This is a genomic window from Caenimonas terrae (genome assembly GCF_042655405.1).
Lineage (GTDB): Bacteria > Pseudomonadota > Gammaproteobacteria > Burkholderiales > Burkholderiaceae_C > Ramlibacter > Ramlibacter terrae_A.
This window is the reverse complement of record NZ_JBHSMF010000009.1, coordinates 670,108-694,734: the sequence shown is the minus strand read 5'-3', so window position 1 is coordinate 694,734 and position 24,627 is coordinate 670,108. Positions and strand designations below refer to the sequence as shown.

Below are 24,627 nucleotides of genomic sequence, written 5' to 3'. Positions count from 1 at the left end.
CAAAGGGCCGACTCCGGTCACCCTGCGTCTTCGATGCCGGCCCATGCCAGGGCATCCGCCCGTTCGCCGAACGAGCGATGTTCGGTGATCTTGCTGCCGCGGAACACGAACCCGTCGGCGAATCGTCCGCCGGTCCAGTCGGTCGAACCCTCCAGGCGCACCCACGCATGCAGGTAGACCACAACCTTGTCGCCATTGCGCAGGAACTTCTCGGGCTGGCATGTTCCTTCGGCCCAGGTTCCGCGTCCTGTCGCGAGCTGCTCGCGCACTTGCGCGATGCCCCGGTACGTGCCTGACGTCGGGAAGCCCTCGGGCTCCACGCGCACGACCTGCGGATCGAAATGATGCGTCGCCGCCTGCAGGTCGTTGCGATTGATCGCCGCGAAGAAGTCGGTCAGGATGTCGGTCTCGATGCACACGGGTCCCAGGGGCTTGCCGTGAATGGATTCGCGACGTTCGGGTCGGGGTTCGTGCGGGGCCATGGTTGTCACCGAACGCTCTCAGTCCGCGTAGCCCGGCATCTGCCGGTCCAGCACCCGCATCATGGCGGCGAAATAGAGCTCTTCGCGCTCGGCCTGCGAGTGGCTGTTGCGCGGGTTCGGCGCCTCCACCCGCTTGACCATCGCCTCGTCCAGCACCGCGAGCGGCCGGCCGGTGGACATGGCCAGGACCTGCGCGCGGCAGACGCGCTCCAGCTTGTACAGGCGCCGGTAGGCCTGCGCGACGGTATCGCCGACCGCGAGCACGCCGTGGTTCTTCATGAACATGATCTGCCTGGCGCCCAGGGCGCGCGCAAGCCGCTCCCCTTCGCTCAGCGAATCGGCCAGCCCCGCGTAGCCGTCGTCGTAGGCAATGTGGGGCGTGAGGAAGGCGGCCGTCTGGCTGCCCGGCAGGAGCCGGTTGTCCTGCAGCAGGTTCAACGCCAGCGCCCAGGTCTGGTGGGTGTGGAGGATGACGTTGGCGCCGGTGATCCGGTGCAGCGGGGCGTGGATGCTCAGCGCGCTCAGCTCCAGGCTGCCGCTGCCTTCCAGCACCTCGCCGGCCTCGTTGAACACGATCAGGTCGCTCGCCCTCGCCTCCGACCAGTGCAACCCGAATGGCAGCACCAGGTAACGGTCCTCGTGGCCGGGCACGCGCATGGTGAAGTGGTTGTCGATGCCCTCTTCCAGGTCGTCATGGACCGCCAGGCGGTTCGCCGCCGCCAGGTGGACGCGCGCGCGCCAGATCTCGTCGCCAGTGGGGTTCATCTGTCTTGCTCCTTGGGGATTCAGGTCGGATCGGCGCCTGCGCGGATTTGAGCACGGGTGGGCGCCGAGGCGGCGGAATCAGCAGCCACAGGCGCTTGCAGCGGTGTCGCGGGCCTCGCGCAGCAGCCGCCGGCCCGGCGGGCGCAGGGTGACGCGGCGTTTGCCGTCGCCATCGGCGGCGCGCTCCAACAACCCGGTCTTCTCCAGCGGCAGCAGCCGCAGCAGCAGGCGCAAAGCCGGCGTGCGCAAGGTGCCGGTCCACCCAGGCCTGCAGGGCCGCTTCGCTCATGGTGCCAGCCCTGCAGTTCGCGGGATCTGCTCCAGCGCCTTGAGTTCGCCGGCGTAGTCGAATTGCGCATCCTCGCGTTCCTTCAGGAGTTCCAGCACGTCGAAGGCGAGCCCTTCCACGCCGCTGCGATTCCAGGCGGCCTGCAGCACGCGGTCCGCGTAGTTGCCCATGCGCAGTTCGAAGCGGGCGCGATTGAGCGCCGCGTGCACGTCGCGGCTGGCCCGGATCAGCAGGTGAGCGCTGGCGCGGTCGCGGATGGCGTAGACGCCCATGGGCGCAAAGGCGTCACGCGCCTGGCGCGCCGCCGCCCGCCGCGCCAGGCGCGAAGCCTGGTGGGTTGAAGGGTCCATCGTTTCTTCTCCTAGTGACGATCATCGAGGCCGTGCGGTGGTCGCTTCCGGCTGCTTGTCGGGCTGGCCGGCCTCGCCTGGTTCGGGTTCCGCGAGCTGGGACACATAGGCCCGCACGTCCTGCGGCCATGGCGCCATCTGCACCGCCAGCCGTTCGTGGTCGCCGGCGAACAGCGCCCGCGCCGCTTCCTCGAAGCCGGCGAGGTCGCCGGCCAGCGTGGACATGGCGTGGTACGCGCGCTCGCGGGCCTGCCGGCTGCGGTCCCGCGCCCCGCCCTTGCGCCGCGCTTCGTGCACCAGCTTGCGCAAGGCCACGGACGCGCCGCCCGGTTGCGCGGCCAGCCAGTCCCAGTGTTCCGGCAGCAGCGTCACCTCCCGCGCCACCACGCCCAGCTTCGGCCGACCGCGGCCCCGCGGCGCCTCGGCCGGCGCGGCAAGCGCGTGGCGCGCCGCCACTGCCTGCTCGCCGCCGCGCAGGTCGAGGTCTTGGGACCGCCCGCTGGCATCGCTGAAGACCATCGGATGGCCTTGCGGTTGCGCCTTCTGTGCCCGCAGCACCGCCACGGCGACCTCGTGCAGGGGGCCGGTGGCGATCCGCCGCCCTTCGAGGAAAGCGGTGTAGTTCGGGGTGAGCGCCTGATCCATGCGTGAATTTTACCCGGGTTAAATTCATTCGGTCAATAACACCCGGGTAAAAGTTCTTGCAGCGAGACGGGCGGGGAGCCTACACAGGCGCCAGCAAGCGCTGCCTACGATTCCTGCTTCTGCAACATCACAAGGGCCCTCCATGTCAGACGACAAATCCAAAAGTGGCAACCAGGACCGCCTGCGCATCAACGTCAACGAAGACTACGAATTGCGCGACTGGTCGGCCAAGTTCGGCGTGACCCCGGAGCAGCTGAAGGCCGCCGTCGCGAAGGTCGGCGTCATGGCCGCCGACGTGGAAAAGGCCCTGAAGAACAACTGAGCCACCGCCCGGGAATCCCCCGCACGGCGCTGACGCTCGCTAACGGCGATACCACTGTCGCAATTCGATCGGATTGCCCTCAGGATCGCGGATCTCCGCGCGCGCGTAGTCCGGCCGCTTCACCGGTCCCCACGCCGCCGGCACTCCCTGCTGGAGCAGCAGGCCCAAGGCCTCGTCGATGTCGTCGACTTCGAGTGCGAGGCATTGCCAGCCAAGGCGCTGCCCGGTGCCGCGCGGGGCAATCGATGTCGCTTCCGCTTCCGGGTAGCACATGACCTCGACGGTGGTGCCGCCAAGCTCCAGGTAGACCAGATCCAGCGGACCGAGCGGCGTCGCAGGGATGCGCGCCCGCTCGCGCTCGTGAAAGCCCAGCAGGCGGGTGTAGAAGGCAATGGTGCTTTCGGGCGCTGCGGTCAGCAGCTCGATATGGTCGATCCGCTTGAACATGCGGCCTCCTCGCGTTGCTGCCAGACGTGGCCGCCGTTGCTTCCATTCTCACTGGGGAGACCAAGGCCGGCAAGCCCGACGGCAGCTGCTGCCGAAGGCGTCAAGGAGAGCGCGATCCTGGCCGCGCGGCGCGGCGCGAACGCGCTAGAACCTGCCGGTGACCAGCGCCCTGGCGAGCACCTGGCCTCGATGTCCTGCCGGGGCAAGACGTGTTGCGAGGACAGCGGTCCGCGCAGCACCAATCTACTGCTGCGCCGCCGGCGCGCAAAGGCGCCACGCACCCAGCTCATCAGGCGTTTTGAGACACACTCACCGGCATCTGAAAGGCAGGTTCGAGATGAAAGACCAGGGCAGAGCATTTTCCAATCCGCAAGGCATCCAGCCGGCGCGCGACCCGTTTCCGGCCGACGCCCGGCCCGAGATCTTCTGCGGCGACATCCTGGGCGGCGACCCGGATCTGTGGGTTCCGCAGGGACCCGGCGTCTCCTTCCTGCCGCTGTGCCTGGGCGTCACCGAGGGCTACTACGTGAATCTGCTGCGGGTGCGCAAGTCCGGCGTGCTGTCCTGCCATCGCCACACCGGCACGGTGCATGCGCATGTGCTGAAGGGTCGGTGGTTCTACATGGAACATGCGTGGGTGGCGTCGGCCGGTTCGTACGTCATGGAAAGCCCGGGAGAAACGCACACCCTGGTGGTCCCCGATGACGTCGACGAGATGATCACCTGGTTCCACGTGACCGGCGGCTACATCTACTTCGACGGGGACGGCCGCCAGACCGGCTACGAAGACGTGTTCACCAAGATCGACAAGGCCAGGGCGCACTATCGGCAGGCTGGCATCGACCAGTCCAACCTGGACAGGCTCCTGAGGTAGGCGGGCGGCGCGCGCCGGTGTGAAAGCGCGTGCAATTCACTGGGTCTGAAGCCGGCGGTAGGCGCTGAAGTGGCGCAGCGCGCCGCGCTCGTCGCCGGCCTCCTGGTGCAGCTGCGCCAGGTTGAAATGCGCATCGGCCAGCTGCGGGTCCAGCGCCAGGCTGCGCTCGTAGCCGGCAGCCGCCTCCTCCAGCCGCTGCAGGTGGTCCAGCGCCACGGCGCGGTTGAAGTGCAGCAGCGCGGAGCCGGCGCAATGGTCCAGCGCGGCATCGCACAGGCGCACCAGTTCGGAAAAGCGGCCGGCCTCGGCCAGCAGCACGCCCAGGTTCAGGTACGCATCCTCCAGGCCGGGCGCCAGCGCCAGCGCCTGCAGGTAGGCCGCCTCGGCGGCGGCCGGGTCGGTGGCTTCCAATGACTGGCCGCGCTCGAACAGCACCCGGGCCTCGCCCTGGTCATCCTGCGGCGATGCGTGGCGCTCCAGGATCGTCACGCTGCCGGCCACCGGCGCCACCTCGAAATCGAGCAGCAGCTGGCCGCTGTCCGCCTGCCAGCGGCCGTCGCGATCGCGCACGGCGACATCGGCGCCGATCGCGGTGATGCGCAGCCCGGCCAGCGGCAGTTCCGCCGGCAGCGTGGCCTTCAGCCGTGCCAGCGAGCGCAGGATGCGCCGCGGGGCGATGTGCTGCGCCTGCAGGGCATGGGCCGTGCGCAGCAGCATCAGGTCCTGGAAGGTGAAGCGCCATTCGTTGCGCCGGCCGCGCGTCGGCGCGACGAAGCCGGCATCGATCAGCCCGGCCACGATGCGGCGCGACAGGCCCAGCATCGCCTGGACGCGCGCCAGCGTGAAGGTGGAGCTGTCGTCGGCCGGGGCCACTACTTGCGCGCGCGGGCCTTGGCCGGCGCCGGTGCCACCGCGGGCGCCGCGACGCTGGCGGCGCGCTTGGCGCCCTTGCGTTCCCTGGACGCCACCTCCGGCTGGGGCTCGCTGGCCGCCGCCTTCTTCGGCGCGGCGGGCTTGCGGGCGAGGCTGGCGCGCAGCGCCTCGATCAGGTCGATCACCTGACCGGTGCTGGCAGCCTGCTCGTGCGCCGCAGCCACGACCACCTGCTTGCCGGCGATCTTCTGGTCGATGGCCGCCAGGATGCGCTGCTTTTCTTCGTCGACGTACTGCGTCGGGTCGTAGCTGTCGGTGGAGATCTGGTCGATCAGCTGCAGTGCCAGCTGCAGCTCGCCCTGCGAGACGTCCACCGGCTCGATGTCCAGTTCCTTGTGCGAGCGCACCTCCGCCGCATACAGCAGTTGCTGCAGCACCAGCCCGCCTTCCGCGGGACGGACCTGGACGACGTACTGCTTGGCCTTCCATGCCCACTTGGCCAGGGCGCAGCGGCCGCTCTTGCGCATGGCCTCGGCCAGCAGCGCGTACGGCTTGGCGCCGCGCTTGTCGGGGGCCAGCAGGTAGGCCTTGTCGTAGTACAGCGGGTCCACCGACGCCGCCGGGATGAAGGCCATGATGTCGATGCTGGGGCTGCTCGACTCCTCCAGGGCCTTGAGCTCCTCGGGAGAAAACAGCACGAAGCGGTCCTTCTCGAACTCGTAGCCCTTGACCATCTCCGATCGCGGCACCACGCTCTGGTCCTTCTCGGACACGTATTGCTGCTTCAGGCGCGATCCGTCCTTGGCCAGCAGGTTGAACTTGACCGCCCCGGAGCTCTCGGTGGCGGAGTACAGCTTCACGGGGATCGACACCAGGCCGAAGCTCAATGTCAGCGAAGCGATCGAACGGGCAGCCATGACAAGCTTTCTCGGGCCAGCGCCTAAACGGCTCCGGCCGGCGTTTGTGGTGGGACAGCAATGGTAGGGCGGACGGCGCCCGCTGTGAACCATCGCGCCAGTCCGCGGCGCTTTTGTGGAGTGGAGGCCACACCTGGGCCGGGCTGTCGCGCCTGCGTCCGGCCGGCGGCCGGGCTCGCTACAGTCGGGGGTGATGACGCCGTTTGACCCTCCTTCCCAGGCCCGCCCCGCAAGCGGGACCGATGGCGACGGCTCCTCCCTCGAGGTGCTGCGCGCCTTCCTGAAGCTGGGTCTGACTTCCTTCGGCGGGCCGGTGGCGCACATCGGCTACTTTCGGTCCGAGTTCGTGGACCGGCGCAAGTGGCTCGACGACAGGAGCTTTTCGGACCTCGTCGCCCTGTGCCAGTTCCTGCCGGGGCCGGCCAGCAGCCAGGTCGGCATTGCCCTGGGCCTGGGGCGCGCCGGTTGGCGCGGCGCCGTCGCGGCCTGGGCCGGGTTCACGCTGCCCTCGGCCGTCGCCCTGGTGCTGTTCGCGTTCGGCGTCGCCCGCTGGGCCGGTGCCGCGGCGTCGGGCGCGGTGCACGGGCTCAAGGTGGCCGCCGTGGCAGTGGTCGCCCAGGCCGTGTGGGGCATGGCCAGGTCGCTGTGCCCGGACCGGCAGCGGGCCGGCGTTGCGGTGGCGGCCGCGCTGTTGGTCCTGGCGGTGCCCGGCGCGCTTGGCCAGATCGCAGCCATCGCGCTGGGCGCCGCGGTGGGCCTGTGGGCCCTGGCCCTGGGCCATCTGCCTGCCGCCCCGCACCGGGACTACGGCATTCCCAAGCGGCTAGGCGCAGTGCTGCTGGCCGTGTACGCAGCACTTCTGCTGGTCCTGCCGGTCGCGGCAGCGGCCAGCGGTTCCATGGTCGTCCCGGCGATCTCGGTCTTCTACCGGGCAGGCGCGCTCGTCTTCGGCGGCGGCCACGTGGTGCTGCCGCTGCTCCAGGCTGGGGTGGTCCCGACCGGTTGGGTGAGCAACGACGCGTTCCTGGCCGGCTACGGTGCGGCCCAGGCCGTCCCGGGACCGTTGTTCACGTTCTCGGCCTACCTCGGCGCCATGATGCCCGCGCCACTGGGCGGCTGGGCCGGCGGCATCACCCTGCTCCTGTCCATCTTCGCGCCTGCGTTCCTGCTGGTATGCGGAGCGCTGCCGTTCTGGGAAGCGTGGCGCCAGCGCGATGCCGTGCAGCGCGCCATGGCGGGCATCAATGCCGCGGTCGTCGGCGTGCTGGGCGCCGCGCTCTACGACCCCGTCTGGACCAGCGCCATCCACTCGCGGGCCGACTTCGGACTTGCCCTGGCTGCCTTCGCGGCGCTGGTCTACGGACGGGTGTCGCCCGTGATCGTGGTGGCCGCCGCCGCCGTCGCCGGCTGGGCGCTCGCCGCGTAGCGAGCGGGTCCGGGATTGCGCTGGCCGGCGCTCAGGCCTCGATCAGGGACTGCAGTGCGCGCCGGCCTTCCGGCGTCGTCATCAGGATCAAGGCGGCCCCCGGCCGCACCACATGGTCGTCGCCGGGGTTGAAGACCCACTGACCGTTCTCGTGCGTTGCCATCAGCATGTAGCGGGGCGACTTGGGCAGCAGCATCCCGAGCGTGCGGGCCGGCTTGTGGGACGGCACCACCACTTCCTCGACGCGCAGCCCTTCGTCGGCGCGCAGCATCTGGTCCATGAAGTTCACGACGTGCGGCCGCACCATCGCGGAGGTGATCCGCATGCCGCCGGTGAAGTCGGGAGAAACGATCTCGTCGGCCCCGGCCTTGCGTGCCTTGTCCGCATTGCGGATGTCGTGCAGCCGCGCCACCACGCGCGTGGCCGGGTTCAGCAGCTTGACCGACAGCGCGATCATCAGGTTGTGGCTGTCGTCGCCGGTGACGGCGAACACGCCGGCGGCGCGCATCACGCCGGCGCGCAGCAGGGCGTCGTCGCTGGAGCCGTCGTCATGCAGGTAGAGCGTGTCGGGCGAGCGGTCCAGCCAGCGCTCGATGGCGCCCGCGTCGCTCTCGATGACCACGAATTCGCGCTGCGTCTTGTGCAGTTCGTCGGCCACGTTGCTTCCCACCCGCCCCACCCCGCAGATGATGTAGTGGCGGGCCAATTCGGAGATCTGGCGTTGCATATGGCGTTTCCTCAGGACGGCGTTCAGGTCGGACTCGAGCAGGAGAGCGACGAAGGTGGAGAACAGGTAGCTCATCGTGCCGATCCCCACGATGGCGATGGCGACGGTGAACAGCCGGCCGATCGGGTGCGTGCTCAGGTCGACCGTTTCGCCGTAGCCAATGGTGGCCACGGTGATGAATGTCATGTAGAAGCTGTCGATCCAGCTGGCCGACGGCCGCCCGATGAAGTGGTAGCCCACTGTCCCCACCATGTGGACCAGCACCAACAGCACGCCGCCCGCAACGAGGCCGCGCAAGTGCCGGCTGCGGGAGATCTTGTTCAAGGTGTCCGACCGGGTGGCGTGCGCGAGACTGCTGCGATGCCGGGCGGGCACGGCTTCGCATCCGGACGGGTCACGACAAGATCCAGCGCGCCAGCTGCTTCGCCTCCCGATCACTGATGGGCGGACGTTCGCTGCCGTCAGGCATCCTGGCGCGAGTCCAGAGCGGCCCGAGATGGGCGTCGCTGCCGAGGCGCATCACGTCGATGAGTTTCGATTCGGGGTTCCTCATCTTGCTGTAGACCGCCTTGATCTTCTGGAACGATGGGCCGATGGTGTCCTTGTCGATCGCGTGGCACTGCATGCATTGCTTGGCTTCGGCGAGCTTCGCGCCCGCGGCAGCCTTCCCGGCGCCGTTGCCGCCGGCGGCAACGGCGGCCGCCATGGAAACGGCAAGGAAAACGGGCACTGAAATCATCTTCAAGGTCGCCTCCGGCAGTTGATGCAACAACCACGTTAGCCCGCTCGCCGGCAGGCCGGCTTGACCGGTGTCAACACGGGAGCATTCAGGCTGCACCCGCGAGCGAGGCTGTCGACCATCCCGCCGGGCGCGCTTGAAGGCCAGGCGGCCTGCATGATCCACCTCGGCGATTCGCCATAATGGCCCGCGCCGAACCCCAATCCGACATGATCGACCCCGAGCCAGATCGCCGACCGACCGCACGCCCGCTGAACTGGCGGCGCAACGCATTCCTGCGGGTGGTCCGGGCCCGCCCGCGGATCTTCATCGCCAGCGCATTCGCCGCAGCGGTGGCCTGGCTCCTGCCGCTGGACATTGCCAGCCATGCCGTCACCCGCCTGCTGATTGCGTGGAACGCCGGCACCTGCCTGTATGTCACGTTGGCCGCGGTGATGATGATCCGGTCCTCGGAGCACCAGATGCGCAGGCGGGCGCAGTTCCAGGACGAGGGGCAGGTGGCGATCCTGTTCTTCGTCGTCGTCTCCAGCGTGGCCAGCCTGGCGGCCATCGCCGCCGAACTGGCCGTCGCCAAGGACATCCACGGCGGCCTGCGCCTGGCGCACATCCTGCTGGCCGGAGTGACGGTGCTGTCGTCCTGGGCCTTCATCCAGACCATGTTCGCGCTGCACTATGCGCACGACTACTACGCGGCGGCGTGCCACGGCAGGCCGGCGGGCCTGCAGTTTCCCGGGGACGACGCCCCGGGCTACGGCGACTTCTTCTACTTCGCCGCAGTGATCGGCACCTCGGGGCAGACCGCCGACGTGTCGTTCCTCTCCAAGCCGCTCAGGCGCATCGGCACCATGCATTGCATCCTGGCCTACCTGTTCAACACGACCGTGCTGGCGCTGCTGATCAACATTGGAGCCGGGCTGTTCTGAGGGGCACGCGGGCGTTCCCTGCCGGGCCCGCACCGGCCGGCCCACATTACCTGCCGCGACGCTTCAGGGCTGTGCCAGGTGCTTGCCCACGAGACCGGTCATCTCGAACATCGTCACCTCGTCCTTGCCCATGACGGCCTTGAGCTTGTCGTCGCAGAGGATGTTGCGCTTGTTCTGCGGATTCTGGAGGTTGTGCTCCTTGATGTAGGCCCACAGCCGCTTGGTGACTTCAGTGCGCGGCACGGCATCGGAGCCGATCACGGCAGCCAGCTGCGCGCTGGGCTTCAATGCCTTCATGAAGCCGGAGGTCTTCTTCTGCGGTTCGGATTGCGTCATTGGGTCCTTCTGAGGCGAAAGCTGGCAGCATACCCCGACCGCCTCCGGCTGCCGGCAGGCCAGGACGACGGCGGAAACCGCTGAAGGTTTGCAGGCGCTTGTCCTACAGCCGGCGATTGGCCCGCCTGGCATCGCGAGGCCGCCTGCAAGCGCCTGGCCTGTCCGGCCGGTCCGCTTTCGACCCAACCACGGCTTCAGGTCAACCCCGCGTCGGCGTCCCATCGCGAAACAATGGAAGCACGCGGCGGCTTGCATAGCGCCACGATCCATCCTGCTGTCGAACCAGCACTTCCTCGACCGTCCCGAGCATGACGGGCGGGCCCGATGGCAGGACAGGCTCACCGTCCGCTGCGAACAGGCCCAGGATGTAGCCGCAGCGCGCGGCGCCAGCGTCCACGGCATCGATGCGGAAGTTGCTCACGACGTGGATCGACACGCGCGGCTCCCAGTGGCGCCGGCGCGCGTAGAAGGCATCGAGCTCGGCCCGCCCCCGGTATTCGCGCACGCTGGTGGCGAATACGCCGTCGTCGAGGTAGCAGGCGGCGGCCCGACCGCCGCCCTGGATGTCGACCTCGTGCCAGAAGTCGATCGTGAATGCCTCGAGTTCGTACCGCAGCGCCAGCAGCTCTTGTGTCATGGCACCGATGCGCCCGGCGCCGGATTCCCCGGTGGTCTTCATCAATCCGCGCCCACGCCTGCGTAGTCGGCCGAGTTGAACACCCAGCCCTTGTCGATGAAGTCGCGCCGCGGGGGCGAAAACACGTCGACCAGGAAGTGGTGGCCGTCACCCACACCCTCGGTCGTATGGATCATCTCCACAGGAACCACCAGCAGCGAGGGCGAATGCGCTGTCAGGTGCTCGTCGTCGCGCCATTGGCCGGCGTCGCCGGACCATGGAACCCGCAAGTGGTGCACGAACTCGCCGGTGATGGCGAGCGAGCCCTGCTCGAATTCGGAATGGGCGTGCGGGCTGAGCGCAGCCCGGTCGCGCGCGCCCCGGTATTCCACGATGTTGATGCTCAGCGTCTCGGTCTGAAGCATCTTGAGCCGGGGCTTGTCACGCGACGCCATGATGGCATCGATGTCCATGACCCGGATCTGGCCGGCCGAGACGGTCCGCCGGTACGGCCGGCCGGTCGGCAGCACGCGCGGATCGGCGCCGGTGGCGGCGGACTGCGCGCCCAGCACCCGGCGACCGCCGATGTCGCCGCGCTGGGAAGCGATCAGCACGCATGCAGCACCAGCATCCCCGATCACCGCGTATCTGCCGGCCGGCACGATGCATGCGCAATGGGGCAGGATGTCCGTGGCGTGCACAGCGGCGTCGGCGGGGCTGAGGTGCAATGCGCCGCGGGGCGCGAGCAGGATCGTCTCGAAGTCGCTCTCGAAGGTCGGCGCGGTGCCGCCTTCGCCGAACTCGATCCACTCCAGCCAGAAGTTATGCGCACCCGCCAGCCAGCGCCGGTGCCCGCCGGCCGTCTCCGGGGGAGCGGCAGAGAAGTCGGCAAAGCCGCGTTCGCGCACGTGGGGAGTTGAAGTCGCCATCGTCGTGGTCCTCAGAAGAAGTGGGTGATGCCCAGGTCGATGATGCGCGAGCTGCCGCCGGCCGCGACACCGCTGTATCCGCCATTGCCATCGGAAGCGCCGTAGCTGGACGCACGCGCATTCTTCAGGTGCGAGATCCCGCCATAAAGCTGCGTGCGCTTGGACAACGGGTGGATGTAGACGGCACTGAGCACGGTCGCATCGAAATTGGCGGCGGTCCGGTCGTCGTATCGCTTGTAAGTTGCGTTCAGCGTGTCGCCGCCGAGCCTGACGCTGCCACCGACCAGGTAGCTGTTGAAGCGCCGGCTGTAGATGCTGGTGGCGCTGGAAGGCGCGGACTCGGGCCGCGTGCCTTGCCACGCTCCTGACTGTGCGATGGCGGACAGCGAGAAGCTGCCGAAGTCGTACTTCGCGCCGATGGTGGTCGCCCGGTCGTCGGCCGTGCCGGTCGGATTGGCGATGCTCTCATAGGACACCGCCGCATACAGCTGCTTGTTGCGGTAGGTCAGGCTGGCGCCCTTGCTGTCGCCGCCGCGGGCGGCCAGCGGCGCGGCCTGCTCGCCGAGCGCCGCCTGGACGCGTACGGCGAATCCGCCGAGGTCAGGCGACTGGTAGTTGATCGAGTTGTCGGTGCGGCCGGCTCCAGTGCCCGGCGAGCCGGACCAGATGGTGGCCAGCGCCGATCCGATGCCCAGCTGCATCGGATCGATGGAGGTCAGCAGGTAGAAGGCAGGCGCATATTCGCGGCCGATTTCTACCGCGCCAAGGCCTCCTGCGAGGCCGACGATCGACTTGCGCCCGAACAGGCGGCCGCCCTGTGCCAGCGTCCCGTTGTCGGCCGCGAAGCCGGTTTCCAGCTGGAAATAGGCGCGCATGCCGCCGCCCAGGTCTTCATTGCCGCGGAAGCCAAGGCGCGAGCCGTAGTAGCAGCCGCCGCCGTTGATCTGCACCGGCGCACCCGTTGCCGACTTGTTGGAGACCACGCAGGCGTCCAGCACGCCGTACAGGTTGACCGAGCTGCCGCTGCTCTGGGCCCATGCCGTCCCGGTGGCGACCAGGGCGGCGCATGCGAGTGCCGCGCGCTTGGGAATATATCGTGCTGTCATGGTGTCTCCTCTTTTTTGACGGGCAAAGCGCTGCCCTGCACGGGAGTGCATGAGAACGCCGGGGGGTGAAAGGAACTGCTGCCTAGCTGGCGCGGGTGAACGGTGCCGGCATCTCGATCACCGTTCCAAGGGCGGCGTAATAGCTGCCGCCCAGCCGGGTGATGGGTTGCGCCTTGACGGTATCGAAGCGGCCGTCGCTGTCGAGGAAACCCTCGCCGACATGCAGGCCCAGCACGCGGCCCATCACCACCGTGCTGCGGGTCTCGCCCGGGAACTCCGGGGCAATCTCAATGATGCGCAGCACGCGACATTCCAGACTGGCCGGCGACGCGGCCACCCGCGGCGCGCGCACCTTCACGCTCGCGGCCTTCTCGATGCGCGCCAGCTCGAACTCGTCGCTGCCCCTGGGAACCGGCGCCGAGGTCGTGTTCATCGCCTCGCGCAGCTCCCAGGACACCAGGTTGACAACGAATTCCCCTGTGGCGCGCACGTTCGCGATGGTGTCCTTCTCTGCACGGTCCGGCGGCGTGTTGCATGCGAACATGACCACCGGCGGCGCAGTGGAGACCAGATTGAACTGGGAGAACGGGGCGAGGTTGACGCTTCCGTCGGCGCCCATCGAGCTGATCCAGCCGATCGGGCGCGGCGCGACGATCGCGTTGAAGATGGACCTCTTGAAGCCGGGTGTCGTTTGCGGATCGATGAACATGCTGGCGTGCAGTCTAGGAGCGGCGCAACGACCGGGTCAACGAATGGATTGCGGCTTTCCACGCACCGGAATCGGCCGCCGGCGACGCGGCGCGCAGCGCCTCTCGCAGCAGGCTGGCGTCGATCAGGCTTGCGAGTTCACGGCGGCCGCGAGGGACGCGCCCCGTCTCCGCGGCGACCCACACCTCCTCTTGCACCATGGTGTCCAGCAGGTCGGGCGCCAGCGCCGCCGGGTAGCTGTGGTGCCGCCAGGAGCGCTCGATGATCTGCGGATGCTGCCGCGTCGCGTCGGCCACCAGCGCCCACGCGCTGCGCGGGTCGCGCCGGATCTGTGCCGAAGCGTCGATGATGGCGCGCACGTACGCAACGATTCGCGGACGCAGCGACGGGTCCTGCAGCTTCGCCTCGGTGCTGAACAGGCTGAACTGCTCGCGGTAGCCCAGTGGGTCGTGGAACTCGATCGCGTCGGCGCCCAGCGCATCCTGGGCCCGCTGCAGCTCCGGCTCCCAGATCGTGGCGGCATCGAGTTCGCCTCTCCTGAACGCCTCGCTCATGCGCGAGAGCGGCACCGCCGATCCGGCCACGAAGGGCACGACATTCACGTCCGACTGCGTCAGGCCCACGGATCGCAGAGTGCGGTCCAGGTAGTACGCCGACGAAGTCCGCGGCATGGTCCCGACCCGCTTGCCGCGCAGGTCGGCGAGTTGCGCGATGCCGGCGGAGCGGCGCGCGACGATGCGGTATAGCCCCTCGGAGACGGTCAGGATGAGGCGCAGGTCGGGATGCGCCACCGAATAGCGCAGTGCCTGCGTCTCCGAGTTGGTCGCCAGGTCCGACTCCCCGCGGGCCACCAGGTTGGGCAGGTCGCCGTCCAGCCCATACAGGCTGCTGATGCCGCCCTGCTGCACGCGAATCGGGTCGGGAAGGGCACGGCTGGCGGCCAGCAGCACCGGAGCGAGTTCCAGCGTCGACAGGTTGCCGTACACGCGCAGGGGCGGCGCGGACTGCACGGGCGTGCGGCCCGCGCAACCGGCCAGAACGCCGGATGCCAGGGCGAGACAGACCGTCCGGCGCCGCGGTTGTGCGCCGCGCGCGAGCATGTTCTTCATGAGGAGTCCTGGTTCAGCCCGTGGTGGGCGTGTCGTCGCGAAACAGCGGCTTCAGCCGCCTCGATTGGTACAGCCAGCGGCCATCGGGCTGACGCACCGCGAGTTCCTCGGCGATCGCGATCATGATCGCCGGCCGGGAGGGGAGCGGCGGCTCGCCGTCGGCCGCGAACAGGCTCATGACGTATTCGCAGCGCACGCGATCGGCGCCCTGCGGCTCGATGCGGAAGTTCTGCACCAGGTGCAGCGAAACCCGCGCGCCGCGCCGCTCGCGGCGGTTGTAGAACTCGTGGATCGCCGTGCGGCCCCGGTATTCGCGGATGCTCGTGGCGAAAAGCGCATCCTCCACGTAGTAGCTGGCCGCGTTGCGCCCGCCGTTGGCATCGACGTCGTGCCAGAAATCGATGGCGAGGACTTCGAGCTGGTAGCGCAGCGCCAGCAGTTCCTGGTTGTTCATCTCAGGCGAAAAAGAGTTTCAGGGGGGTTTCGCAGGTGATACGCCGGCGCGCCGCCGGATCCGGCACCAGGTCCTGCAGGGTGTCCAGCGTCTGCCGGTAGCCGATGCTCGATTCGAAGGCGGCGAATGGCCAGTCGCTGCCCCACACCAGGCGCTCGGGGCCGGCGTGCCGCAGCAGTTCGGCCGCCGCATCGCGCGCCAGCTGCGCCGATGCGAGCCTGAATGCCGACGCCAGCTTGACCCAGGTGCGACCGGTTTCGACGGAGCGCAGCACCCGCTGGAACCCGGGACAGGCGGTGCCGCCGGTGTCCGGGTTCGGCCGGCCGAAGTGCTCCACCACCACGGTGACGCCGGCCGCCTCGAGGGCGTCCAGGTAGGGCGGCAGGCGGTCGCTGTCGTCGTGCAGGTGCACCTGCCAGCCCAGGTCGGCGATGCGGCGCAGGAACACGCGATAAGCGCCCGATTTCAGGTCCGGCACCTCCCGCACATGGCGCCACTGCAGGCGCACGCCGATCACGCCATCCGCTGCCATGGCCCGCATCTCGCGCTGGCTCGTGTCGGGTTCGAGAATGACCGTGGTGCGCAGCCGCCGGTGCCGGCGGCAGGCTTCGATCGCATAGTCGTTGTACGTCCCGAACAGCGTCGCGCCCGCGAGCACGCCGAACGTCACGCCATTGGCGTCGAGGGCGGCGAGGTACTGCTCGATCGGCGCCGCGGCCGGCGGCGCATGCCAGGCGGTGGGCGACAACGGCATGTCCAGGGTGAAGGCGTGCGCATGGGCATCCACCACCGGCGCGTCGGCCAACGGCGCCGTCCCCGGGCTGGCTTGATCGATATGAATCACTGTGTGGTCGAGCCTTTGGCCGGTTGATTGCTGCCAGGGAAAATATAGGGCTTCGGAGGCCTCGCCGCCACGCGCGATGCGGAAGATTCCGGCAGACGGAACTTGGCCATCCGTCCGGGCGCCTCCTGCGCACGCCTGGGTTAGGATCGCCCCATGAAAGGCGTGCAGTGAGTTCCTCTCCCCCGGTTCGCTCGGTCGTGCGCGCGCTGGAACTGCTGCAGGCGCTCAACCGGCAGGCGGTATCCACGCTCGACATGCTGTTCGAGCAGACGCGGATTCCCAAGCCCACGATTGTGCGCATGCTGCAGACATTCGAGGGCCACGGCATCGTCAAGCACGCCCCCCAGCACGGCGCGTACTACCTCACTTCCGGCGTGCGTTCACTCAGCTGCGGCTACCACAGCGAACCGATGATCGTCGAGGCGGCGGCGCCGCTGATGGACGCCCTGACCTTGCGGGTGAAGTGGCCGGCGGCCATCGCCGTGCTGGACCACCATGCGATGGTGGTGCGCTACAGCACGATCCCGCTGTCACCGCTGGCCCTCAAGCACTCCACGATCGACGTGCGGCTGAGCCTGGTCAGCCGGGCCACCGGCCGCGCCTACCTGGCGTTCTGCTCGCCCGAGCAGCAGGACACGCTGCTCGCAGCGCTGGCCCAGTCGAACGCGCCCGAGGACGAAGGTGCCCGGGACCCGATGGAGTTTCGACGCGTCCTGGCCGAGGTGCGCGAGGCCGGCTGCGCGCTGCGCAAGCCCCAGGTCATGCCCGCATCGAACACGCTGGCGGTGCCGGTGTTCGACAGCCATGGCGTGACGGCCTCCCTGGGCCTGACCTTCTTCTCGTCCACGCTCAAGCCGCAGCAGGCGGTGGAGCGCTACCTCGCCGAACTTCAGGGCGTCGCGGCAGAGATCGGCGGCCGGCTCAGGGAACTCCAGGCCGCCTGACCGGCGACAGCGCCTTCAGGCCGGCCAGCGCCGCGGTCGCAGCGCGGCGCAGCAGCCCCTGGTCGGTGGAGACGATGAAGGCGCTGGCCCCCATCGCCTCGAATCCCGCGGCCTCCTCCGGGCCGTTGACCATCACGACGACCGCCTTGCCGGCGGCGCGCCCCGCGTCGCTGATGCGCCGGACCGCGTCCACGATCACCGGGTCGTCGGCCCTGCCCGCGCCATAGGCCACGGTCAGGTCGCCCCGACCGATGAAGAAGGCATCGATTCCGTCCACGGCGGCGATGGCCTCGATCTGCTCCACCGCCTGCGGGTCCTCGATCATGGCGATCACGGTGGTCTGCGCATCCTGCGCGTCCACGTTGGACCAGACCGAGCCGCCACCGTAATTGCTCGAGCGGGTGGCGCCGGAGTAACCGCGCCTGCCATTGCGGTACCGGCTGGCCGCCGCCGCTTCGCGCGCGCGCTCGGGCGAATCGACATGCGGGACCAGCACCCCCACGGCCCCGCAATCGAGCGCGGAGAGGATGTCGGAGATCGCCGGCACGCGCACCAGGCCGGCGATGCCACCGGCGCGCGCGGCGTACAGCATGACGTCGATGTGCGAGCGGTCCAGGGGAGCGTGCTCGGCGTCGATCACCACGAAGTCGTAGCCCACCTGCGCCAGGATCTCGGTGGCGTGCAGGGTGGGCGTCTTGACGAAGCTGCCCACCAGCGTGTCGCCGCGCCTCAAGCGGTCGCGGAAGAGATCATTGTTGCTGCTCATGGCGCGACGATAACGTCGGCACCAGAAGGAGAAGCGACAAAACTTCCACATTTCGCGGGCCGGAATGGGCCTGCGCCGAAATGCGCCAGGGCCGCAGCAGAATCAAAGCAAATGCCCACCCTGCTCATCTCTTCCCGCATCCGGCGCGAGTTCGGCGACCCGCTGCAGGCCGCCGCCGGTGACGGGCTGCGCCTGTTCGTCAGCGACCCGGAAAGCCCGCTGACCTCGCAGCAATTGGCCGAAGTCGACATTGCGCTGCTGTCGCTGGATGTGATCGACCAGTCGACCAAGACGGTCCTCACACCGCAGATGCGCTTCTTCTGCGACCAGTTGCGCGCCGCCTCCGGCCTTCAGTGGCTCCATGTGCCGACGGCCGGCGTGGACCGGCCGATCTTCCAGGAGATGCTGCGGCGCGGCGTGCGCCTGACCAATTCCTCCGGCGCCAATGCCGAGGCCGTGGCCCACACCGCCGTCATGGGCGTGATGGTACTGGCCCGCGGCGCGCTGAAGTGGATCCATGCGCAGCGCGAACACCGGTGGACGCCGTTGCGTGGCGCCGACGCGCCGGGCGACCTCGCGGGGCAGACGGCGATCGTGGTCGGGTACGGCCCGATCGGTCGCAGCATCGCCCGCTCCCTGGAGGCGCTTGGGCTGACCGTGCACAAGCTGCGCCACTCGCCGCAGCCTGGCGACGCCGGGCAGGGAATTCACGGGTATGCCCGGCTGCCGGCGCTGGCGGGCAGCGCGCAATGGCTCGTGATGGCGTGCCCGTTGACCGAGGCCACCCGCCGCCTGGTCAACGCCAGCGTGCTGGCGGCGATGCCCCGCGGCTCGTTTGTCGTCAACGTCGGACGTGGCGGCGTGCTGGACGAGCAGGCCCTGCTCGACGCGCTGGCGTCCGGGCAGATCGCGGGCGCGCACCTGGACGTGTTCGAGCAGGAGCCACTGGCGTCCGATTCGCCGTTCTGGGATCTTCCGAACGTGCTGGTGTCGCCGCACAACGCCGGCTCGACGGCGCAGTACGGCGATCGCTGCGTCCACATGTTCCTGGACAACCTGCGCCGGTGGGTGGCCGGCCGGCCCCTGGTGCAGGAGGTCGCGCGCGACCGGACCCTGAAATCGTCCCCGTGAGGCCCCGGTCCGTTGGACGCGCGCGGCCTCCTCAGCCCGGTGTCTCCCTCGCACGGCGTGCCTGATCGATCCGCTCCTGCGCCTGCTGCCTCAGGCTGCCGTAGAGGCTGTTGCCGTGGGCGTCGATCGCGACCGTCCCCGGCCCCAGGTCGCTCAGTTCCAGCGTGAGCAGCCGGAATTGCGCGATGTATTCCGGCCAGTGCACCGAAGCCACCCGCCGGATGCTGCGCGAGAGCAGCGTGCAACCGCCGCCCAGGAACGCGAGGTACACGCAGCCCTGGCGCCGCATTGCCTGCACGCTGGCATCGTCCAGGCCGGCCTTGCCACCGACCAGGCGCAGGCCGCAGCCTTCGATCAGCCGCGGCATGAAGGCGTTGTAGCGGCTGCTGGTGGTGGGGTTCAGATAGAGCGCCTCGTGTCCGGTCCCGTCCTCGCGCTCCCGGTTGAAGCAACTCAGGTGCAGAAAGGCACCGTCCCTGAGGTCCACCGGAAGCGGCTCGCCGGCATCGATCAGGTCGACCATCCGCTGGTGCGTCGGCAACCCGATGGACATCGTCACCCGGCCGCTCACCAGGACCATCTCGCCGAGCTCGAGGCCGTCGACGTCGGCCCGCGCGAGCGGCAGCCGGAGCTTCTTCATTCGATCCGCTCCACCCGGCCGTCGCCGTGGATGCGCGCGCGCGTACGGCGGTTGATCCAGCAGTTCAGGCTGACCGCGACCGGCACGAAGCCGTGGGAGGACGAGTAATTGGCGTGGACCGCCATGGCCGTGGTGTCGCCCCCGGTCCCCATCGGACCGAAGCCGAGCGTGTTGATGGCGGCCAGCAGGCGCTGCTCCATGGCGGCAAGGATCGGCTCCGGGTTCTGAACCCCGAACGGCCGCATCACCGCCTCCTTGGCAATGCGGGCCGCGTGATCGAAGGTGCCGCCGATCCCGACGCCGACGACGATCGGCGGGCAGGCCTGCGAGCCGGAACGCAACACGACATCGAGCACGTAGTCCTCGATCTGCTGGAGCGTGGGATAGACGAAATTCTCGGCCGCCTCCCACCGCCCGGTGCCCAGGGCCTTGGGCGAGCAGGTGATGTCCATGTAGTCGGCGTCGTCGATCAGGTCGAAGCTGACCATCGGCATGTCCTTGCCGGCGTAGCCGCGCTCGTGCGTCAGCGGGTTGGTGATCATCTTCAGCAGGGGCGGGTTGCTGCGGGCGACGACCCGCGCCAGGCCATCGACCAGGGCCTGCCGCACCGGCCCGTCGAACCGGACGCGCGTGCCGATCTTGATGCTGTAGGCCGGAATGCCGATGTCCGAGCACACCAGGCTGCCGGCGGCCTGCGCCGCGTCCGCGCTGTGCAGCATGATGCGCAGCGTCTTTGCGCCGGTCGCATTGGATTCCACGGACGCCGCCGCGGCCAGCGCCGCCTTGGTGTCTTGCGGGATCTTCCTGAGCGCCCATTCGTACAGGTCGGCGGTCACACCCGCTATTTGCTCGCTGCTGATGGCCATGGCGTCGCCTCCTAGCGCGGCGCAGTCCGCGCCTCGTGTCCGCCCCGGACGAAGACAGCGCGGCCCGTGTCGTGCAGCACCGCGCGCTGCTCGGCACCCGTCAGCAGGTCGCAGGCGCCGATCATGCGCTGCACCATGCCCTGGTACGTCCCCGACGACGTGCCGATGTCCGAGCCCCACATGATGCGGTCCGCTCCGAACATGTCCACCGACCGACGCAACAGCGCATTCGCCGGCAGGCCCGCCGCCTCGCAGATGTCCAGGTTGATCGACGTGAACTTGAAATACAGGTGCCGGCGGCCTGCGAGCTTCGCGTAGCGTTCGTCCAGCCCGAAATCCTGCGCGCCCTCCTCCATCTCGGGCTCCAGCAGGTGGTCCAGCACGATCCGCGCACCGGCGAAGCGCTCGGACAGCTCCAAGATCGCGGGGATCGACGGGCCGCCGCCGCCGTGCGCCAGCACTTCCAGGTTCATCACCAGTCCGGCCCGGTCGACCACGTCCCAGCATTTCAGCGCCTGCGGCGAGTTGAGCCACGGCATGCTGCCGTCGGACCCGCGGCCGCCGAACAGCCGCAGTCCCGCCAGTCCGTGCCCGCCGATCAAGCGGCGCAGCATGTCCGGCGTGGCCGGATCCTCGCCATCCAGGATCACGACGGGAGCGAACAGCTGCGGATGGGCGTCCGACGCGTCCAGGATGTAGCTGTTGTCGTGGCGATAGATCATTCGTTTTTGCACCGCCACGGCGCCCTGCACGTTCGCCTGCCGCATCCAGGGCAGCATCCGCGCCACATCGGGGACTTCGTTGACGGGGTGGGGCCCGTGGTGGCCGCCGGCAGTGCCAACGACCCCGGGCGCGCGAACAGGTGCATCCGCCGGGCGCTGCATGGGGTTGCGCGGATAGCGCACCTGGTCATCGGCCACCAGATGGGCGTGGGCGTCGAACAGCAGGGGGCGGGAAGTATTCAAGGGGTTCGATCCAGTCTGATGAAAGTGCGGCGGGACGCCCGATACGTTGCGCGGCGCTTCAACCGAGCATGAATCCGGCATCCAGTTCGACGAGCTGTCCGGTGGACTTGCCTGCCTCGGTGGCCAGCCAGTACGCCGTCCGCGCGACGTCCTGCACGTCGATCACCGCGCCCAGCAGGGCACGGGACGCGTAACGCTGCCGGCGCGCCTCGAAGGCTTCGGCACCGAGCCCCTTGCGCAGCCAGTCGCTGTCGACCATCCCGGGCAGGATGGCGTTGACCCGGACGTCGGGCGCCAACGAGCGGGCCAGGCACAAGGTCAAGGTGTTCAGCGCGCCCTTCGACGCCGCGTAGGCGATCGACGAGCCGGTCCCCATCCGCGCCGCCATCGAGGAGATGTTGACGATGGCGGCGTTGGCGCGCTCCTTCAGCAGTGGCGCCAGCGCGCGGCACATCAGGAAGGTGCCGATGACGTTCACGCGGTAGGTCGCCTCGAAGTCCAGCGCCGTCAGCGCGTCCAGCTCCCTGATGTCCGCGAACCGGGTGGTGATGCCGGCGCTGTTGATCAGGACGTCTGCCCCGCCCCAGCGTGCGCGCACCGCATCGGCCAGCGCCAGGCACTGCGTGTTGTCGGACACGTCGGCCTGGACCACCAGCACGTCGGCACCGCTGGCGCGGCATTGCTGCGAGACCCGCTGCGCAGGCTCCGGGTGGCGGGAATAATTGATCACGACATCGTGGCCCCGCTGTGCGAACCACAGGGCCGTTGCCGCGCCGATCCCGGACGAGGACCCCGTGACCACACAAACCGGTCTTGCGCTGGGCGTGCTCACGGCTTGGCCGCGCTTTCGTCGGCGCAGCGCCAGTACGGCGCGCGCAGCTCCTTCTTGGACAGCTTGCCCAGGGCGGTGCGCGGCAGCTCCTGCCGCAGTTCCACGGCGCTGAGACGCTGCGTCCTGCCCACCTGTGCGTTCGCCCACTCGCGCAACGCATCCGGATCGATGCTGACGCCGGGCCGGGCCAGGACCAGCGCCAGCGGCGTTTCCCCCCAGTCGGCGCTGGGCACGCCGATCACGGCCGCTTCCAGCACGCCGGGGTGCCGCGCCAGGACGGCTTCGAGGTCCGCGGCGTAGATGTTGTTGCCGCCGGAGATGATCACGTCCTTCCTGCGATCGAGCAGGCTCAGGAAGCCGTCCGCGTCGAAGCGGCCGATGTCCCCCGTGCGGTGGTGCACGCGGCCCTCCCTGTCGTACCAGCGGATCTCGGCGTCGGCGTCGGGCCGGTTGTGGTAGCCCGCCATCATGAACGGCGACCGGCCCACGACCTCGCCGGCCACGTCCTGCTGGCCGGGCGGCAGTCTCTGGCCGCTCTCATCGACCAGGAAGACCTCCGTGCCATGGGCCGCCCTGCCCACGGTGTGGAGCTTGTCCGGATGAAGACGCGGTTCGAGAAAGCAGGAGATCCCTCCCTCGGTGAGCCCGTAGCCTTCCACGAAGCGTCCCGGCCAGCGCTGGAGGATGTCGCGCTTCAAAGCCACGTCCATGGGCGCGCCCGTGGACTGGCTGAGCTCCATCGCAGACAGGTCGCAGGCGGCGAAGTCCGGGTGCGCAAGGATGCGCTTGTACTGCACCGGCACAAGCATCGTGTGGGTGGCTCGATGCGCCGAGGCGAGCGCAAGGTAGCGGCCGGCGTCGAACTTGCGCATCAGGATGCAGCTGCCGCCATTGGCCAGCGTTCCCAGCATGGGCGTGATCGTCGTGTTCGAGTACATCGGCGTGGACAGCAATGTCCGGCTCGTCGAAGAAAAGCCGAATCCCTGGCGAGCCGCCTGGTTCCGGCGCATTCCGTGCAGATGCACGATGCCCTTCGGCACGCCGGTCGTCCCGGAGCTGTAGATGATGTTGAACGGGTCCTGCGGTTGCGCCGCAGGCAATCCGCAACCACTGTCGGCCCCGCGGCTGCGCCACTGCGTGTACGCCTCACCGTCGGCGCCCGCGTGGCCGAATGGAACCACATGGGCAGCACCGCGCATGGCCATGTCCGCGATCGCGGGCCCGGTGTCCGGATCGAGGAAGAGCAGCTTCGCCCCGCAATCCAGCAGCATCGTTTCGAGGGCACTGGCGCTCGCGGATGCCGGCAGCGGAACCACGCAGGCGCGGGCCGCAATGGTGCCGAACAAGCATTCGAGATAGGCCAGCGAGGCAAGCCCGATGATGGCGACGCGGTCGCCCGGGCCGACACCACTGCGGAGCATTGCATGCGCAACCTGCACCATCCGCCCATGGAAGGTCTGCCAGTCGACCTCGCGCTCCTCGACCCGGAACGCGATGCTGTCGGCACCGGCCACCGCGTGGGCGGCAATCGTCGCGTGGAAGGGGATGAATTCGGTCTTGTCCGGTGCCATGGCGGTCATCGTCATTTGTCGAAGATCTGGACAATGGTTTCGGCCACGAGCGCGGGCTTTTCCTGCCCGTCGATCTCCATCGTGCAATCGAAGGTGATGCGGGTCGCCCCGTCCAGTCGAACACACGCCTTGACCGCCTGGTGCAGCCGCACCCGGGATCCCACCGGCACCGGACTCGTGAAGCGCACCCGGTTGCTGCCGTAGTTCAGGCCCTTGCCGCGCTGCCTGATGGTGAAGATGCTGGCCTGCAGGCGGGGGATGTGCGAGAGGACGAAAAGGCCGTGGGCGATGGTCTTGCCCCCGGGCATCTCACGGGCCGCGCGTTCCACGTCGACGTGGATCCAGTGGTTGTCGCCGGTCAGCTCCGCGAACGCGTCGATCTTCCCCTGGTCCAGGACGACCCAGCCGCTGCAGCCCAGCGTCCTGCCGATGTATGCGCCCAAGTCGGCCCCATGTTCCAGCACCACGCTCATTCGTGTCCTCCATCGGCTGCCAGCCGCGACGGCACCCGGCCCGCGCTCAGCAGCGTCATCACGACCTCGTCCGACTGATTGCGCATCGACACGCGGGTGCGGACGATCCCCTGCGCGGGGTTCGAGGCCGACAGCCGCAGCTCGATGACCTCGCGGCGCACCCGGACCGCATCGCCGGCCTTCACGGGCCGGTGCCAGCGCAACTCGTCCGCGCCCAGGCCGACCACCGGCGTGCTGCCGTATCCCCCTGCGCGGTGGAACTCGCGCCAGGAAATGGCCGTGACGTGCCACCCGCTGGCCACCAGCGCCTTGAAGGGGCCGTCCGCCGCCCTGGCGGCATCGGTGTGCATGGGTTGCGGATCGAACTCGCGGGCGAACGCGACGATTTCTTCGGCAGTGACGACGACGGGAGGGCTTTCCCAAATTTCGCCCACCTTGAAATCCTCGAAATAGCGGCGTGACAGCATGAAGGCCTTGGATTTGGAGCAACCGGAGGTGAAACGCAAACTGCGCTCCTGCCGGCCGAAGATGCCTCAACGGGCCGTTCCCGGGCAAGCA

The 24,627-nt window shown here is 68.9% G+C and carries 32 protein-coding genes; 6 read left to right on the top strand and 26 right to left on the bottom strand.

Annotated elements, in window-relative coordinates; all coding sequences use genetic code 11:
• Window positions 1-17: 17 nt before the first annotated feature.
• The 5 genes from ACFPOE_RS17230 to ACFPOE_RS17210 all read right to left on the bottom strand — a co-directional run bounded on the left by ACFPOE_RS17230 (window position 18) and on the right by ACFPOE_RS17210 (window position 2,531).
• Window positions 18-482, bottom strand: a complete 465-nt coding sequence (locus tag ACFPOE_RS17230; protein WP_376851519.1) for a nuclear transport factor 2 family protein — start codon at window positions 480-482, stop codon at window positions 18-20.
• A gap of 18 nt (window positions 483-500) precedes the next feature.
• The gene (locus ACFPOE_RS17225; RefSeq protein ID WP_376851518.1) at window positions 501-1,247 is read right to left on the bottom strand and encodes a class II aldolase/adducin family protein; all 747 of its coding nucleotides are present in this window, start codon (window positions 1,245-1,247) and stop codon (window positions 501-503) included.
• A gap of 78 nt (window positions 1,248-1,325) precedes the next feature.
• Window positions 1,326-1,496 carry a hypothetical protein gene (locus ACFPOE_RS17220; protein ID WP_376851517.1) on the bottom strand — a complete coding sequence of 57 codons (171 nt, stop codon included), beginning with the start codon at window positions 1,494-1,496 and terminating at the stop codon, window positions 1,326-1,328.
• Window positions 1,497-1,532: 36 nt separating this feature from the next.
• Window positions 1,533-1,886: a GIY-YIG nuclease family protein gene (locus ACFPOE_RS17215; protein WP_376851515.1), complete on the bottom strand. Its 354-nt coding sequence runs from the start codon at window positions 1,884-1,886 to the stop codon at window positions 1,533-1,535.
• Between the two features lie 21 nt (window positions 1,887-1,907).
• Window positions 1,908-2,531 (bottom strand): DUF2239 family protein, encoded by a 624-nt coding sequence (locus tag ACFPOE_RS17210; protein ID WP_376851513.1) that lies wholly within the window; start codon window positions 2,529-2,531, stop codon window positions 1,908-1,910.
• 142 nt (window positions 2,532-2,673) lie between these two features.
• Between ACFPOE_RS17210 and ACFPOE_RS17205 the strand changes: the two genes are divergently transcribed.
• Window positions 2,674-2,853 carry a DUF3606 domain-containing protein gene (locus tag ACFPOE_RS17205; RefSeq protein WP_376851511.1) on the top strand — a complete coding sequence of 60 codons (180 nt, stop codon included), beginning with the start codon at window positions 2,674-2,676 and terminating at the stop codon, window positions 2,851-2,853.
• Window positions 2,854-2,892: 39 nt separating this feature from the next.
• Here the strand turns inward: ACFPOE_RS17205 and ACFPOE_RS17200 are convergent, their stop codons facing one another.
• Entirely contained in the window at window positions 2,893-3,300 is a 408-nt protein-coding gene (locus tag ACFPOE_RS17200) for a VOC family protein (RefSeq protein WP_376851510.1), read from the bottom strand.
• Window positions 3,301-3,637: 337 nt separating this feature from the next.
• On the opposite strand from ACFPOE_RS17200, the gene ACFPOE_RS17195 reads away from it, so the two are divergent.
• The gene (locus ACFPOE_RS17195) at window positions 3,638-4,174 is read left to right on the top strand and encodes a 2,4'-dihydroxyacetophenone dioxygenase family protein (protein ID WP_376851508.1); all 537 of its coding nucleotides are present in this window, start codon (window positions 3,638-3,640) and stop codon (window positions 4,172-4,174) included.
• A gap of 36 nt (window positions 4,175-4,210) precedes the next feature.
• Here ACFPOE_RS17195 and ACFPOE_RS17190 read toward each other — a convergent pair whose 3' ends face one another.
• Together ACFPOE_RS17190 and ku are read right to left on the bottom strand one after the other, a co-directional pair.
• A complete protein-coding gene (locus tag ACFPOE_RS17190; RefSeq protein ID WP_376851506.1) occupies window positions 4,211-5,047 on the bottom strand; it encodes a tetratricopeptide repeat protein in 837 nt (278 codons plus the stop codon).
• A complete protein-coding gene (gene ku, locus ACFPOE_RS17185; RefSeq protein ID WP_376851504.1) occupies window positions 5,047-5,964 on the bottom strand; it encodes a non-homologous end joining protein Ku in 918 nt (305 codons plus the stop codon). Before ku ends, ACFPOE_RS17190 begins: the two co-directional genes overlap by 1 nt.
• 193 nt (window positions 5,965-6,157) lie before the next feature.
• Here ku and chrA point away from each other — a divergent pair, with 193 nt between their 5' ends.
• Window positions 6,158-7,390, top strand: coding sequence for a chromate efflux transporter (gene chrA / locus ACFPOE_RS17180; protein WP_376851502.1), 1,233 nt, complete (start codon window positions 6,158-6,160; stop codon window positions 7,388-7,390).
• Window positions 7,391-7,421: 31 nt separating this feature from the next.
• Here chrA and ACFPOE_RS17175 read toward each other — a convergent pair whose 3' ends face one another.
• Window positions 7,422-8,441 (bottom strand): potassium channel family protein, encoded by a 1,020-nt coding sequence (locus tag ACFPOE_RS17175; RefSeq protein WP_376851500.1) that lies wholly within the window; start codon window positions 8,439-8,441, stop codon window positions 7,422-7,424.
• Window positions 8,442-8,511: 70 nt separating this feature from the next.
• On the bottom strand, window positions 8,512-8,856 hold the full coding sequence (locus ACFPOE_RS17170) for a c-type cytochrome (RefSeq protein WP_376851920.1): 345 nt from the start codon (window positions 8,854-8,856) through the stop codon (window positions 8,512-8,514).
• Between the two features lie 209 nt (window positions 8,857-9,065).
• Between ACFPOE_RS17170 and ACFPOE_RS17165 the strand changes: the two genes are divergently transcribed.
• Window positions 9,066-9,779 (top strand): DUF1345 domain-containing protein, encoded by a 714-nt coding sequence (locus ACFPOE_RS17165; protein ID WP_376851498.1) that lies wholly within the window; start codon window positions 9,066-9,068, stop codon window positions 9,777-9,779.
• A gap of 63 nt (window positions 9,780-9,842) precedes the next feature.
• Here the strand turns inward: ACFPOE_RS17165 and ACFPOE_RS17160 are convergent, their stop codons facing one another.
• From ACFPOE_RS17160 to ACFPOE_RS17125, 8 genes are all read right to left on the bottom strand, one after another.
• Window positions 9,843-10,115 (bottom strand): SWIB/MDM2 domain-containing protein, encoded by a 273-nt coding sequence (locus tag ACFPOE_RS17160; RefSeq protein ID WP_376851497.1) that lies wholly within the window; start codon window positions 10,113-10,115, stop codon window positions 9,843-9,845.
• A gap of 199 nt (window positions 10,116-10,314) precedes the next feature.
• Entirely contained in the window at window positions 10,315-10,794 is a 480-nt protein-coding gene (locus ACFPOE_RS17155) for a nuclear transport factor 2 family protein (protein ID WP_376851495.1), read from the bottom strand.
• On the bottom strand, window positions 10,794-11,660 hold the full coding sequence (locus ACFPOE_RS17150; protein ID WP_376851493.1) for a cupin domain-containing protein: 867 nt from the start codon (window positions 11,658-11,660) through the stop codon (window positions 10,794-10,796). The genes ACFPOE_RS17155 and ACFPOE_RS17150 overlap by 1 nt, the downstream gene beginning before the upstream one ends.
• 11 nt (window positions 11,661-11,671) lie before the next feature.
• Window positions 11,672-12,766 carry a porin gene (locus ACFPOE_RS17145; protein WP_376851491.1) on the bottom strand — a complete coding sequence of 365 codons (1,095 nt, stop codon included), beginning with the start codon at window positions 12,764-12,766 and terminating at the stop codon, window positions 11,672-11,674.
• An 82-nt stretch (window positions 12,767-12,848) separates the two neighbouring features.
• The gene (locus ACFPOE_RS17140) at window positions 12,849-13,475 is read right to left on the bottom strand and encodes a flavin reductase family protein (RefSeq protein ID WP_376851489.1); all 627 of its coding nucleotides are present in this window, start codon (window positions 13,473-13,475) and stop codon (window positions 12,849-12,851) included.
• A gap of 13 nt (window positions 13,476-13,488) precedes the next feature.
• Window positions 13,489-14,583, bottom strand: a complete 1,095-nt coding sequence (locus tag ACFPOE_RS17135; RefSeq protein ID WP_376851487.1) for an ABC transporter substrate-binding protein — start codon at window positions 14,581-14,583, stop codon at window positions 13,489-13,491.
• A 13-nt stretch (window positions 14,584-14,596) separates the two neighbouring features.
• Window positions 14,597-15,037, bottom strand: coding sequence for a nuclear transport factor 2 family protein (locus ACFPOE_RS17130; RefSeq protein WP_376851486.1), 441 nt, complete (start codon window positions 15,035-15,037; stop codon window positions 14,597-14,599).
• A 1-nt stretch (window position 15,038) separates the two neighbouring features.
• Window positions 15,039-15,881 (bottom strand): amidohydrolase family protein, encoded by an 843-nt coding sequence (locus ACFPOE_RS17125; protein ID WP_376851485.1) that lies wholly within the window; start codon window positions 15,879-15,881, stop codon window positions 15,039-15,041.
• Window positions 15,882-16,048: 167 nt separating this feature from the next.
• On the opposite strand from ACFPOE_RS17125, the gene ACFPOE_RS17120 reads away from it, so the two are divergent.
• Window positions 16,049-16,825, top strand: a complete 777-nt coding sequence (locus ACFPOE_RS17120; protein ID WP_376851483.1) for a DNA-binding transcriptional regulator — start codon at window positions 16,049-16,051, stop codon at window positions 16,823-16,825.
• On the opposite strand, the gene ACFPOE_RS17115 is transcribed toward ACFPOE_RS17120, so the two are convergent.
• Window positions 16,803-17,591 carry an HpcH/HpaI aldolase family protein gene (locus ACFPOE_RS17115; protein WP_376851481.1) on the bottom strand — a complete coding sequence of 263 codons (789 nt, stop codon included), beginning with the start codon at window positions 17,589-17,591 and terminating at the stop codon, window positions 16,803-16,805. The two genes, ACFPOE_RS17120 and ACFPOE_RS17115, sit on opposite strands and share 23 nt — an antisense overlap.
• Before the next feature lie 111 nt (window positions 17,592-17,702).
• Here ACFPOE_RS17115 and ACFPOE_RS17110 point away from each other — a divergent pair, with 111 nt between their 5' ends.
• The gene (locus ACFPOE_RS17110) at window positions 17,703-18,722 is read left to right on the top strand and encodes a D-2-hydroxyacid dehydrogenase (RefSeq protein ID WP_376851479.1); all 1,020 of its coding nucleotides are present in this window, start codon (window positions 17,703-17,705) and stop codon (window positions 18,720-18,722) included.
• A gap of 31 nt (window positions 18,723-18,753) precedes the next feature.
• On the opposite strand, the gene ACFPOE_RS17105 is transcribed toward ACFPOE_RS17110, so the two are convergent.
• Genes ACFPOE_RS17105 through ACFPOE_RS17075 form a run of 7 tightly spaced genes read right to left on the bottom strand, consistent with a single transcriptional unit; the run spans window position 18,754 to window position 24,575 of the window.
• Window positions 18,754-19,362 (bottom strand): fumarate hydratase C-terminal domain-containing protein, encoded by a 609-nt coding sequence (locus ACFPOE_RS17105; protein WP_376851477.1) that lies wholly within the window; start codon window positions 19,360-19,362, stop codon window positions 18,754-18,756.
• Window positions 19,359-20,228, bottom strand: coding sequence for a fumarate hydratase (locus tag ACFPOE_RS17100; protein WP_376851475.1), 870 nt, complete (start codon window positions 20,226-20,228; stop codon window positions 19,359-19,361). The genes ACFPOE_RS17105 and ACFPOE_RS17100 overlap by 4 nt, the downstream gene beginning before the upstream one ends.
• A gap of 11 nt (window positions 20,229-20,239) precedes the next feature.
• On the bottom strand, window positions 20,240-21,193 hold the full coding sequence (locus ACFPOE_RS17095) for an amidohydrolase family protein (RefSeq protein ID WP_376851473.1): 954 nt from the start codon (window positions 21,191-21,193) through the stop codon (window positions 20,240-20,242).
• A 58-nt stretch (window positions 21,194-21,251) separates the two neighbouring features.
• Window positions 21,252-21,995: an SDR family NAD(P)-dependent oxidoreductase gene (locus ACFPOE_RS17090; RefSeq protein ID WP_376851471.1), complete on the bottom strand. Its 744-nt coding sequence runs from the start codon at window positions 21,993-21,995 to the stop codon at window positions 21,252-21,254.
• A 26-nt stretch (window positions 21,996-22,021) separates the two neighbouring features.
• Window positions 22,022-23,596: a class I adenylate-forming enzyme family protein gene (locus ACFPOE_RS17085; protein WP_376851470.1), complete on the bottom strand. Its 1,575-nt coding sequence runs from the start codon at window positions 23,594-23,596 to the stop codon at window positions 22,022-22,024.
• 11 nt (window positions 23,597-23,607) lie between these two features.
• Entirely contained in the window at window positions 23,608-24,069 is a 462-nt protein-coding gene (locus tag ACFPOE_RS17080; protein WP_376851468.1) for a MaoC family dehydratase, read from the bottom strand.
• Complete coding sequence (locus tag ACFPOE_RS17075; RefSeq protein WP_376851466.1) at window positions 24,066-24,575, bottom strand: MaoC family dehydratase; 510 nt, start codon at window positions 24,573-24,575, stop codon at window positions 24,066-24,068. Before ACFPOE_RS17075 ends, ACFPOE_RS17080 begins: the two co-directional genes overlap by 4 nt.
• Between the last annotated feature and the right edge of the window lie 52 nt (window positions 24,576-24,627).